General features: G+C 47.5%; 13 protein-coding genes. 2 read left to right on the top strand and 11 right to left on the bottom strand.

The genetic code is table 11. The features are described 5' to 3' along the window. Positions 1 to 15: 15 nt before the first annotated feature. Entirely contained in the window at positions 16 to 774 is a 759-nt protein-coding gene (locus ACO0LI_RS18335; protein WP_422952140.1) for a LytR/AlgR family response regulator transcription factor, read from the top strand. 72 nt (positions 775 to 846) lie between these two features. Here ACO0LI_RS18335 and ACO0LI_RS18330 read toward each other — a convergent pair whose 3' ends face one another. From ACO0LI_RS18330 to rpsF, 7 genes are all read right to left on the bottom strand, one after another. Further along, on the bottom strand, positions 847 to 1,857 hold the full coding sequence (locus ACO0LI_RS18330; RefSeq protein WP_423034325.1) for an inorganic phosphate transporter: 1,011 nt from the start codon (positions 1,855 to 1,857) through the stop codon (positions 847 to 849). An 84-nt stretch (positions 1,858 to 1,941) separates the two neighbouring features. Further along, positions 1,942 to 2,568, bottom strand: coding sequence for a DUF47 domain-containing protein (locus tag ACO0LI_RS18325; protein ID WP_422952142.1), 627 nt, complete (start codon positions 2,566 to 2,568; stop codon positions 1,942 to 1,944). Between the two features lie 151 nt (positions 2,569 to 2,719). Then, a complete protein-coding gene (locus tag ACO0LI_RS18320) occupies positions 2,720 to 4,108 on the bottom strand; it encodes a replicative DNA helicase (RefSeq protein WP_423034509.1) in 1,389 nt (462 codons plus the stop codon). Positions 4,109 to 4,276: 168 nt separating this feature from the next. Further along, a complete protein-coding gene (gene rplI / locus ACO0LI_RS18315; RefSeq protein WP_110252961.1) occupies positions 4,277 to 4,729 on the bottom strand; it encodes a 50S ribosomal protein L9 in 453 nt (150 codons plus the stop codon). 26 nt (positions 4,730 to 4,755) lie between these two features. Next, a complete protein-coding gene (rpsR, locus tag ACO0LI_RS18310) occupies positions 4,756 to 5,040 on the bottom strand; it encodes a 30S ribosomal protein S18 (protein WP_110252960.1) in 285 nt (94 codons plus the stop codon). Between the two features lie 9 nt (positions 5,041 to 5,049). Further along, positions 5,050 to 5,349 carry a primosomal replication protein N gene (priB, locus tag ACO0LI_RS18305; RefSeq protein ID WP_423034323.1) on the bottom strand — a complete coding sequence of 100 codons (300 nt, stop codon included), beginning with the start codon at positions 5,347 to 5,349 and terminating at the stop codon, positions 5,050 to 5,052. A 28-nt stretch (positions 5,350 to 5,377) separates the two neighbouring features. Beyond that, positions 5,378 to 5,746, bottom strand: a complete 369-nt coding sequence (gene rpsF / locus ACO0LI_RS18300; protein WP_110252958.1) for a 30S ribosomal protein S6 — start codon at positions 5,744 to 5,746, stop codon at positions 5,378 to 5,380. Positions 5,747 to 6,011: 265 nt separating this feature from the next. On the opposite strand from rpsF, the gene lexA reads away from it, so the two are divergent. After that, positions 6,012 to 6,668, top strand: a complete 657-nt coding sequence (gene lexA, locus ACO0LI_RS18295) for a transcriptional repressor LexA (RefSeq protein ID WP_422952144.1) — start codon at positions 6,012 to 6,014, stop codon at positions 6,666 to 6,668. Positions 6,669 to 7,144: 476 nt separating this feature from the next. Here the strand turns inward: lexA and ACO0LI_RS18290 are convergent, their stop codons facing one another. The 4 genes from ACO0LI_RS18290 to clpX all read right to left on the bottom strand — a co-directional run bounded on the left by ACO0LI_RS18290 (position 7,145) and on the right by clpX (position 12,233). Further along, complete coding sequence (locus ACO0LI_RS18290) at positions 7,145 to 7,585, bottom strand: hypothetical protein (protein ID WP_422952145.1); 441 nt, start codon at positions 7,583 to 7,585, stop codon at positions 7,145 to 7,147. 18 nt (positions 7,586 to 7,603) lie between these two features. After that, positions 7,604 to 8,110 (bottom strand): hypothetical protein, encoded by a 507-nt coding sequence (locus tag ACO0LI_RS18285; RefSeq protein WP_422952146.1) that lies wholly within the window; start codon positions 8,108 to 8,110, stop codon positions 7,604 to 7,606. Between the two features lie 203 nt (positions 8,111 to 8,313). After that, positions 8,314 to 10,731: an endopeptidase La gene (lon, locus tag ACO0LI_RS18280; protein ID WP_422952147.1), complete on the bottom strand. Its 2,418-nt coding sequence runs from the start codon at positions 10,729 to 10,731 to the stop codon at positions 8,314 to 8,316. Positions 10,732 to 10,967: 236 nt separating this feature from the next. Continuing rightward, complete coding sequence (clpX, locus tag ACO0LI_RS18275; RefSeq protein ID WP_422952148.1) at positions 10,968 to 12,233, bottom strand: ATP-dependent Clp protease ATP-binding subunit ClpX; 1,266 nt, start codon at positions 12,231 to 12,233, stop codon at positions 10,968 to 10,970. Between the last annotated feature and the right edge of the window lie 128 nt (positions 12,234 to 12,361).

Below are 12,361 nucleotides of genomic sequence, written 5' to 3'. Positions count from 1 at the left end.
TCAATTACGCTGACCATGCCTACTGCCATAATTGCTGATGATGAAAGACTGATGCGCGACCAGTTAAAGTCGCGCCTGGAACAGGTCTGGCCCGAGCTGGAAATTCTGGACGAAGCCAAGAATGGTGAAGAAGCCGTCACCTTGGTAGAAACACATAAGCCAGACCTGGCTTTTCTCGACATACGCATGCCGGTCAAGACCGGGCTTGAAGCCGCCAAGGACATAGGCAACAAGGCGCATATCGTATTCATTACTGCTTATGACCAATATGCGATACAGGCTTTTGATCATGGCGCAGTTGATTATGTTTTGAAGCCCGCAGATGTAGAGAGGCTGACGCGCACCGTAGAAAGACTCAAGGCCAGATTAACTGCTCAAAGCCAGCCCAACGACATGAGCAGCATGCTGTCGCAACTGGCCAAGCAAATGGGCATCAGCCCCAAGCCAAATTATCTGCAATGGATACAGGCCTCGATAGGCCAGGAATTGCGCCTGATACCAGTAGAAGAAATTCTGTTCTTTCAGTCTGATGAAAAATATACGCGGGTACAGACAGCCACTTATGAAGCGTTGATACGCAAGCCTGTACGCGACTTGGCAGATGAACTCGACCCCGCCCTGTTCTGGCAAATCCACAGATCGACCCTGGTGAATGCCAAAGCTATTTCAGGCGTGGTGCGCGACCTGCGTGGCCGCCATCTGGTGCAGATCAAAGGGCTGACAGAAAAGCTGGAAGTCAGCCGCAGTTTCGTGCATTTATTTAAACAGATGTAAGCGTAAGCGCCCAAGAAAAAACGCCTCAGTTCATGTGAACTGAGGCGTTTTTTTATACATCAATATTTTTCACTACAGGATATGTCTGCCTATCCACCACGCGATGGCTGCCACAAAAGCAGAAGCCGGGATTGTCAAAATCCATGCCCAGACGATATTGCCAGCAACGCCCCAGCGCACTGCAGACATTTTTTGCGCTGAACCTACACCAACGATCGCACCAGTAATGGTGTGCGTTGTTGATACAGGAATACCAAGTACAGTTGCCATGATCAGGGTGATGGCACCACCTGTTTCGGCACAAAAACCACCGACAGGTTTGAGCTTGGTGATTTTCTGACCCATGGTCTTCACGATACGCCAGCCACCAAACAAAGTACCCAGGCCGATAGCTGCATAGCAGGAATACACTACCCAGCCTGGTGGACCTTTATCAGCTTCGGTGGAGTAACCCGCTGCAATCAACAGCATCCAGATAATACCCATGGTCTTTTGCGCATCATTACCACCGTGACCAAGGCTGAAAACAGAAGCCGACACCAGTTGCAGACGGCGGAACCATTTATCCACTTTTCTTGGTGTCGATTTAACGAACAGCCAGGACACGATCAGCATCATCACGGAACCCAGCACAAAGCCCAGCAAGGGTGACAAGACGATAAACAAAATGATCTTGTACAGACCTGCTGCAATCAGTGCACCAGTGCCTTCTTTAGCTACTGCGGCACCAATCAAGCCGCCGATCAGGGCATGGGAGGACGATGAAGGGATACCAAAATACCAGGTCACCAAATTCCAGAATATCGCCCCGACCAAAGCACCAAAGATCACATAGTGATCGACAATGACAGGATCAATCGTGCCCTTGCCTATGGTTTTGGCTACTGACAGATTAAAAACGAAAAAAGCAAAAACATTGAATAAGGCAGCCATGGCTACCGCCTGGCTAGGCTTCAATACCCCTGTCGAAACAACGGTTGCGATTGCATTTGCGGCGTCATGGAAGCCGTTCATGAAATCGAATAACAATGCCAGCACCACCAATAAGATGACAACGTGCAGGCTCATATGAAAGGATTGCATAAAAGTGAATTCCCTTGTTCGCTCTCTGCATTGACAGAGAACTGTTAAGCGTCAATTAAGCGTCAAAATAAAAAAGTCAGACGCTTAAGCGTTCTCAACAATAATGCCTTCTATGATATTGGCAACATCTTCACAACGATCCGTCACTGTTTCCAGTATTTCGTAGATCGCTTTGAGTTTGATCAGATTGCGGACATCAGGTTCATCGCGGAACAGTTTGGACATGGCAGCACGCATGACGTGATCCGCATCCGATTCCAGGCGGTCGATTTCTTCGCACAAGGCCAGGATTTCACGGGAGTTATCCATGTTATGCAACAAGGCCACAGCGGCCCTTACTTTTTCAGCGCAACCCAGGCAAAGTTCAGCCAGACGCTTTGCTTCTGGTGTGATTTCGCGGATATCGTACAGAGAGATAGTCTGACCAGCATCTTCCAGCAAGTCCAGAATATCATCCATACGTGTGATCAGTTTATGGATGTCATCACGGTCCAGTGGTGTGATGAAGGTTTTGTGCAACAATTCTATCGTATTGTAAGTGACAGTATCGGCCTGCTTTTCTATGCTCTCTATCGCGTGAACACGGATCTCCAGGTCATCAAAGTTCGTCATTAGGGCAACCATTTCTTTGGAGCCTTTGACACATAACTCAGCATGTTGATTGAAGAGTTCAAAAAATTTGCCCTCGGTGGGCATCAAGCGTCCAAACATTTTATTCTCACTGAAAATATAAGATTTCTAGAATTGTCCAGGAAAGCGCATGCATACAAACATGCCTGGCAACACTGTTCTACATTTAAGTCTTTACAACACCACTTCGTCTCTACCAAACAATCAATATCAGTTCATACTTTTTTCAATATTATTCGTTATCACCAAACACGGACAAATGACCGACATAGTTATCGAATTTGGTGTACTCACCCAGGAAAGTCAGGCGCACACTACCAATAGGGCCGTTACGCTGCTTACCAATAATGATTTCTGCCGTGCCCTTATCAGGTGAATCCGGGTTATATACCTGGTCACGATAAATAAACATGATGACGTCAGCATCCTGCTCAATCGCACCCGATTCGCGCAAGTCAGACATGACTGGGCGCTTATTTGGTCTTTGCTCCAGAGAGCGGTTCAACTGGGATAAGGCAATCACTGGACAATGCAGTTCTTTTGCCAGACCCTTCAAGTTACGGGAAATTTCAGAAATCTCAGTCGCACGGTTTTCACCAGCAGAGTTGGCTGACATCAATTGCAAGTAATCGACAATCACCAGGCCTAGTTTGCCACACTGGCGCGCCAGGCGGCGTGAGCGTGCACGCAACTCAATTGAACTCAGCGCTGGTGTTTCATCAATGTACAACTGTGCATCATTCATTTTTTGTATCGCATGCGTCAGGCGGGGCCAGTCTTCATCAGTGAGCTTGCCGACCCGCAGGCGGCTTTGATCCAGACGGCCTACCGAGCCCAGCATACGCATCGCCAGCTGGGCGCCGCCCATCTCCATCGAGAACACGGCGACTGGCAAACCACTGTCTATTGCTACGTTCTCACCGATATTCAATGAGAACGCGGTTTTACCCATGGAGGGACGTCCCGCCACAATCACCAGATCGCCCGGCTGCAAGCCTGAAGTCATTTTGTCCAGATCAACAAAACCGGTAGGTACACCGGTAATATCGTTCTGGTTGTCGCGGTTATACAATTCATCAATGCGCTCAACGACTTGTGTCAACAAGGGCTGGATGGCCTGGAAACCTTGCGCCCCGCGCGCGCCCTCTTCGGCAATCGCGAAAATCTTGGATTCCGCCGCGTCCAGCATCTGCTTGACCTCTTTCCCTTGGGGGTTGAAGGCATCTCCTGAAATCTCATCTGCCACGGTAATCAGCTTGCGTAAGACACCGCGGTCGCGCACGATCTCTGCGTAGCGGCGTATATTCGCAGCCGAAGGTGTATTCTGCGCAAGTGCGTTAAGGTAGGTCAGGCCACCGGCATCTTCTGCCTTACCCACACTATTCAGCGCTTCATATACAGTAATGACGTCAGCAGGACGCGAAGAATTGATCAATTTGACCATGCACTGGAAAATGATCCTGTGGTCATAACGATAAAAATCTTCTTCGTTGATGAAGTCGGCAATACGATCCCAGGCGGCATTGTCAAGCAGCAAACCTCCGAGAACAGATTGCTCTGCTTCTATGGAATGAGGGGGGACACGCAAGGCATCAAGTTGAGGATCAGAACCAGCTTTCATGGCGCGCATTATAACCGTTAAATCAGACTATCAGAACGTCCCAGCATGGAGAAATGAACCAGTTTGTGACAAGTTTGTGACAAATAGCCAAATAGCCCAAAATTCAGCCATCGACATAAAAAAAGCCGGGAAAACCCGGCTTTTTTTTGAATTTGCCAAGACAGCAAATTAAGCGTGTTCGCCTACTACTGCAACATTAACGTCAACAACAACGTCAGTATGCAAAGCAACGGAAACACTGTGCTCGCCAGCGATCTTCAACGGACCTTGTGGCAAACGTACTTGTGCTTTTTCTACTGCGAAACCTTGTTTAGTCAGGGCTTCAGCGATATCAGCATTAGTGACGGAACCAAACAAACGGCCATCTACACCAGATTTTTGTGTGATTTGTACGGTCAGACCGGACAGTTTTTCGCCTTGAGCTTGAGCTGCTGCCAATTTGGCTGCTGCTGCTTTTTCCAGTTCAGCGCGTTTTGCTTCGAATTCAGCAACTGCAGCTGTCGTAGCACGACGAGCCATACGTTGTGGAATCAAAAAGTTACGTGCATAGCCGTCTTTAACGCGAACTACATCACCCAGATTGCCGAGATTAACGACTTTATCCAACAGAATAACTTGCATATTTTTCTCCTTTACCTTGTCGTCAATTACGCTGTGTGCAAATCAGTGTATGGCAGCAACGCGAGGTAACGTGCACGTTTGATTGCAGTGTCAACTTGACGTTGATACAGCGCTTTTGTACCGGTCAAACGTGCTGGCATGATTTTGCCGTTTTCTTGCACGAAATCTTTCAGTGTGTCGATGTCTTTGTAGTCAACTTTTTCTACATGTGCTGCTGTGAAGCGGCAGAATTTTTTGCGTTTGAACAAAGGGTTTTGTTGTTGACGCTTTTGCTTCAATTTGCTTTTGTCGAATTTTTTACCGAATGCCATTTTTGGCTCCTAATCTAGTAAATGTGTCTCGAATTCAGTGATGTGAAAAACGAGACTTTTGCTATTGCGATTTTTGCGCGCTAAAAAACCGGTGAATTCCATGGGCTGTTCCAAGGCAATTTCTGTAAAACGCTGGGATATTTCACCAGCAGCCATCGCAGAAATTTCAAACTCGACCTGCCGAACTGTGTTCGCCTCACGAGCCTCTGAACTATGCATCAAGGTAGCAGAAGCTATCGGGATACCGGCCGGGGTGTAGCGCAATGCGCTTTTTTCCACAATCCGGGCTACGAGCTTCAGCTGATTCACTATTTTTTTACGCGACCTTTGTCAATTATTAAGCAGCAGGCGCTTCAACACGTTGCGCTTTTGCAGCATCTTCTTTCTGAACAGCTTTCATCATAGGAGAAGGTGTTGTTTCTGCTTTTTTCAATTTGACTGTCAGGTGACGCAAGACAGCATCATTGAATTTGAATGCTGTTTCCAACTCGAGCAGAGTTTCAGCATCGCATTCGATGTTCAAGCAAACATAGTGTGCTTTTGCCAATTTTTGAATCATGTAAGCCAATTGACGACGACCCCAGTCTTCAACGCGGTGGATTTGACCACCACGGGCTACAACACTTGCCTTGTAGCGCTCGATCATTGCAGGAACTTGCTCGCTCTGATCTGGATGTACGATAAATACGATTTCATAATGACGCATATATTCTCCTTGTGGACAATAAAAATAGCCCGCCTCGGCGTCAAGACGAGTGCGGGAAGAGGAAAGCCGACAATAATAACCCAGTTTTTCATATTGATCAATTAGATCAGTGACTTAGGCTATTTATCTGCCAATTCCCGAAGGTAAGTGAGGTATTTTTTTCACATTTCTCAGTAATTGCGGTCATTTTGACTTGCATATTCAGCTTTACTGTATAAAAATACAGACTGCTTGTATATACAGCACCTTAACACTAGAAAACGCCATGCTCAAACTCACTTCCCGCCAGGAACAAATCCTGAACCTGATCAAAGACGCCATTCAAAACACGGGCTTTCCTCCTACCCGCGCCGAGATTGCGACAGAACTGGGGTTTCGCTCCACCAATGCGGCAGAAGAACATTTGCAAGCACTGGCACGCAAAGGCGTTATAGAAATTGCGGCAGGCACTTCACGCGGCATACGCCTGCTGGAGTCAGAGTTGTCCAGCCATATCACAGGCAAGCAACTGGCCTTGCCCCATCCTGCCCTGCTGCAACTAGCCCTGCCACTGGTTGGCCGGGTTGCTGCCGGCTCGCCGATACTGGCAAGTGAACATATAGAATCGACTTACCACGTAGATCCTGCCCTGTTCTCTGCCAAACCAGATTTTTTACTGAAGGTACGTGGCATGTCCATGCGTGACGCTGGCATACTTGATGGCGACTTGCTGGCAGTCAAAAAGGCAGACAGTGCCCGCAATGGCCAGATCGTTGTTGCCCGCCTCGGTGATGATGTTACCGTCAAACGCTATAAAAAAACTGGCAGTTTGATCGAGCTGATGCCAGAAAACCCGGATTATCCTGTGATCAAGATTGGTGATACGGAAGAAGATTTCGCGCTGGAAGGCCTGGCTGTCGGCCTAATGCGCAACTGGGTTTGAGGTCAGCCCGGGCGTGATCCTCCCCTCTCATCCGGATCACGCCCGGCTCGTCCCCAAACTTTTTTGATAGTGGCGCCAAAGGATGCACCTGCTATCAACAGTTCACGTGCTGAATTTGCGAGTTGACATAATCTCAGCCAACCCCCAACAGAATTTACTTGGGGCAGCGCAAAGATCAGAAGCAAAAAGTTCGCGAAACACTACTCCACGCCCACCCAATAGTCTCGCCTTGCAAGACGAGACTATTCATACTGCTAAAAGCATTTCGAGCGCGCATCGCGATAACATAACTAATGAACTCTTTTACGTCACTCTTTATGATTGATGCCTTATAGTTTCGCTGACTCTATACTTGCCGAGATATTGATGTTGATCATGTAAGCGATATTGATCGCAACATTTCTAGCGTACTTTTACAGAAAAACAGGCATTCTTACTTGCATAGGACCTGAGTTGATTTATCCGGATACTGTCAGCTATTCTCCATCCAAATCCAATATCAATTCAGCCTCTGCTTTCTTGCCATAGGCAATCGCATCTTGCGACTTGATGAAGGGTAGTCCATCCTCATCATTCAGAATTAATCCGTTGGACATTGAACACAAGACTGCTGACGCAATAGTCGACGCTATCAGTTCAGTTAAATCACTGTGCGTCGAAAAGGTCACCAGATAATCTCTACCCTTAAGCTGCGGTGTCGCATCTTCGTCCAAAAAATCGTCTTCCAACTCTTCGAAAAAATATTCGAACCCAGTTTCTTCACCCTTGTATATGCAGGGCAAAAACCCGGAAAATTCTTCAACATCAAAATCCGTGTCAATTTGCAGATCAAACTCTGCATCCGCAATTGCTTGCGCCCATCGCTTGGGGATAGGCATTTTCTCTTTTTCTAGAATCACAAAAATATCGACAGACATATTTCACCTGGTAAAAAATCAAATATATGGCTCTTGCTGGAAGCCTCGTGCAATTCCGGCTTTTACCATTTCTATCCGTTCGGGAGTCGGATGATAGCCACGCTTCCCAACGTAGGCCACATACGTTTCATATGAACGAACTGTCGGAAACCAGGGTAGAGCGTATTTATCAATTAATTCCAATACAGATCTTAAAACTTGTTCAATATCTTCCTCATTTTCGACAGAAAACATTGGGTCGCTAAACATATTTTTGGGAAAATCCTCAGAGAGGCGGCCACCAATCAATATATAGTCGGGTGGGAACTCTCCAAGTTCACCATTTGGATGATTTACCCAAGGCGACCAGATCGTTACATTGATATCAAGAAATCCGCCTGAACTTATTCTTGCGACAAACATATCAAATAAAGGCCCGCGCTTACGCCAAAAAGTAAATTTCTTTTCTACGGCAAACCCGCGCCGCCGCATCGCGTCGTGGAACCATTTGCTCGCGTGTTTATCAAGTTGCGCCAAAGTAGTCATAGAACCAGACCATTTCCAATCTAAAAATAAAGAGAATGAATCATAGATTAAATTGAACCCGTGTTGACAACAATTTAACATTACCGCAATTGCGCAACGACATAAAACTGCCTGCAAAAAAAATCGCCCGATTCAAAAATCGGGCGATTTCATTTTTTTGTTGCCAGCACTTGGCTGGCAAGCACCAACAAATGCTGACTAACTTAGTGCTTTACCACAGTCGTATCCGCTGGTGTTTCTGGCGTTGCCGGTGTTGCTGCGGCAGCCACAGGGACTGGTTCGTCAACCAAAGGAACAGGCTGGGTTTCCAGTGCAATTTCCAGGACCTTGTCTATCCAGCGTACCGGGATGATTTCCAGTTTGTTTTTGACATTGTCCGGGATCTCAGCCAGATCCTTGGCATTTTCCTCAGGTATCAATACTGTCTTGATACCACCACGGTGAGCAGCGAGCAATTTCTCTTTCAAGCCACCGATAGGCAATACTTCGCCGCGCAGGGTGATCTCACCAGTCATGGCGACATCAGCACGAACCGGGATGCCAGTAAATACTGACACCAGAGCCGTAGTCATGGCGATACCGGCAGATGGACCATCTTTTGGTGTTGCGCCTTCTGGTACGTGGATATGGATATCACTCTTCTCGAATACATCCGCCTTGATACCAAGACGCTTGGCGCGGCTGCGTACCACTGTGCGGGCTGCTTCTATCGATTCTTTCATGACATCGCCCAGAGTACCGGTACGGATAACCCCGCCTTTACCTGGCATGTTCACAGCTTCTATAGTCAAGAGATCACCACCAACTTCAGTCCAGGCCAAACCAACTACCTGACCAATCTGGTTATCCTTGACGGCGACACCAAAGTCATAGCGGCGCACACCCAGGTACTTGTCCAGATTTTTTGAATTGACCGTGGCTTTTTTCTCGGTCTTTTTGAGCAAGAGCATTTTCACGACCTTGCGGCAAATCTTGGAGATTTCCCTTTCCAGCGAACGCACGCCAGCTTCACGGGTGTAATAGCGAATGATGTCGCGTATTGCACTCTCAGCCACAGTGATTTCGCCTTCTTTCAAACCATTATTCTTGATTTGCTTGGGCAATAAATAACGCTGCGCAATGCTGGTTTTTTCATCTTCGGTGTATCCCGACAGACGTATTACTTCCATCCGGTCCAGCAAGGCTGGCGGGATATTGTAAGAATTGGACGTCGCTACAAACATCACATCGGACAAATCGAAATCGACTTCGATATAGTGATCCGAGAAAGTGTGATTTTGCTCAGGGTCCAACACCTCCAGCAAAGCCGATGAAGGATCACCACGGAAGTCTGCCCCCATCTTGTCCACTTCATCCAACAGGAACAAAGGATTACGCACACCAACCTTGGACAGGCTTTGCAAAATCTTGCCTGGCATGGAACCTATGTAGGTACGGCGATGACCGCGAATTTCTGCCTCATCACGCACGCCACCCAAAGCCATGCGCACAAACTTGCGGTTCGTAGCGCGGGCAATGGATTGCCCCAGCGAGGTTTTACCCACACCTGGAGGACCTACCAGACACAAGATAGGCGCTTTGAGCTTGTCGACACGCTGTTGTACTGCAAGATATTCCAGGATGCGTTCCTTGACCTTATCGAGGCCAAAGTGTTCGTCTTCCAATACTTTTTCGGCATTCGTCAAATCATTATTGACCTTGGATTTTTTCTTCCATGGCAAATTAACGATAGTGTCGATGTAATTACGGACGACAGTAGCTTCTGCCGACATAGGCGACATCATCTTGAGTTTTTTCAACTCATTCTGTGCTTTGTCGCGGGCTTCTTTAGGCATCTTGGCGGCCAGGATTTTTTTCTCCAGCTCGTCAATATCCGCACCTTCTTCACCCTCGCCCAGCTCTTTCTGTATCGCCTTGACTTGCTCGTTCAGGTAATACTCGCGCTGGGATTTTTCCATCTGACGTTTGACGCGACCACGGATGCGCTTTTCAACCTGCAGGATATCAAGCTCACCTTCGAGCTGACCCAGCAAATGCTCAAGACGTTTTGCCACACTGAAAATTTCCAGGATGACTTGTTTTTGTTCCAGCTTCAAAGGCAGGTGCGCGGCGATGGTATCAGCCAGGCGACCAGCATCATCAATGCCGGACAGGGATGCCAGAATTTCTGGTGGAATCTTTTTGTTCAGTTTGACGTATTGGTCAAATTGCTGAACGATAGTACGGCGCATAGCTTCGACTTCCGACTCATCACCTTCATCGACGGCGATAGGTGTCAGGTCGGCAAAGAAATGCGATTCAGAATCATGGATCTTGCTGATGCGCGCACGTTGCGCACCTTCGACCAGCACTTTGACAGTGCCGTCGGGCAATTTCAGCATTTGCAAAATATTGGCAATACAGCCAATTTCATAAATATCATCTGCCGAAGGTTCATCCTTGGCAGCGGCTTTCTGGGCGGCAAGCATGATGCTCTTGCCCTGATCCATGGCGGCTTCTAAGGCTTTAATGGATTTGGGGCGGCCCACAAACAGGGGGATTACCATGTGCGGGAATACAACGACATCACGCAGTGGCAACAACGGCAATTGGGTTTGTTCGGTAATCAGAGTAGTCGTCATGGCGCACCTTTCATAAATACTGGTTAACAATGTTGGCGCACTGGGCGGAAACACAAGCCCATTCTGGAAAAAAACAATAAAAAAAGCCACTCAGAGAGCTTCTCCGGGTAGCTTTACGATTGAAGCCAGAATCGTTTTGTTAATCCATTGTACTTCGAATCAAATTAAAACGAGGCAAAATAAATAAAAATGGGGAGCTAAGTCCCCATTTTGTTACTTTGCAGCAAACAATACCATCAGGCGCCTGAAACTTTTGGTTGCTCATGGTAAATCAACAATGGTTTTGCGCCGTTAGTGATCGTACTTTCGTCAATAACAACCTTCTCCACATTCTGATGGCTAGGCAAGTCATACATGACATCCAGCAAGGCGTGCTCGAGGATGGAACGCAGGCCACGGGCACCGGTTTTACGCATGATCGCTTTCTTGGCGATGGCTTGCAAGGCAGCCGGACGAATTTCGAGCTCAGTGCCTTCCATCTCTAGCAATTTTGCATATTGCTTGATCAGGGCATTCTTAGGCTCAACCAGAATCTGGATCAGGGCAGCCTCGTCCAGCTCATTCAAAGTGGCGATAACAGGCAAACGACCAACCAGCTCGGGAATAAGACCGAACTTGATCAAATCTTGTGGCTCTGCATCTTGCATCACTTCGCTGGCACTCTTTTCTGCCTGGCTCTTGACGCTGGCGGAAAAACCTATGCCACTGCGCTCAGAACGGTCAGAAATGATCTTGGCCAGACCATCAAATGCACCACCGCAGATGAACATGATGTTGGTGGTATCGATCTGTATGAAATCCTGATTCGGATGCTTGCGACCACCCTGAGGCGGCACAGATGCCATGGTACCTTCAACCAGCTTCAGCAAAGCTTGCTGCACGCCTTCACCAGAAACATCACGGGTAATGGATGGATTATCAGATTTACGGGAAATCTTGTCGATCTCATCAATATAAACGATACCTTTTTGCGCGCGCTCGACTTCATAGTTGCAATTTTGCAGCAATTTTTGAATGATGTTTTCTACGTCTTCACCGACATAACCAGCTTCAGTCAGGGTAGTCGCATCGGCAATAACGAAAGGCACGTTCAACATGCGTGCCAGTGTTTGCGCCAGCAAGGTTTTACCTGAACCAGTAGGGCCAACCAGCAAGATATTACTCTTAGCCAGCTCGACATCGTCTTTTTTACCCAAGTGCTTAAGGCGCTTGTAATGGTTATATACCGCTACCGCCAGAATACGCTTGGCACCAAGCTGACCAATGACGTACTGATCCAGCAAGTCAGTGATTTCTTGCGGCGTAGGCAACTCAGTTTTCGCACTGGCAATATTATCAATCTCTGACACTTCGTCACGAATGATGTCGTTGCACAAATCGATACACTCGTCGCAGATGAATACGGATGGCCCAGCTATTAATTTTTTAACCTCATGCTGACTCTTGCCGCAAAACGAGCAATAGAGCAACTTTTCTCCGCTGGAGGATTTTTTATCGGGCATGATACGTATATGAAATAAACAAAATTAATCTATAAACTGATGATTACACGCTGACTGGACAGAGTCTGGACTCAGGCCTCGGCCACGCATATTAAGCATTAATAATCTCAGCTTCTTGGTCTTGCATA

Source organism: Undibacterium sp. Tian12W, assembly GCF_049339405.1.
Lineage (GTDB): Bacteria > Pseudomonadota > Gammaproteobacteria > Burkholderiales > Burkholderiaceae_D > Undibacterium.
This window is presented reverse-complemented; position numbering and strand designations above follow the sequence as displayed.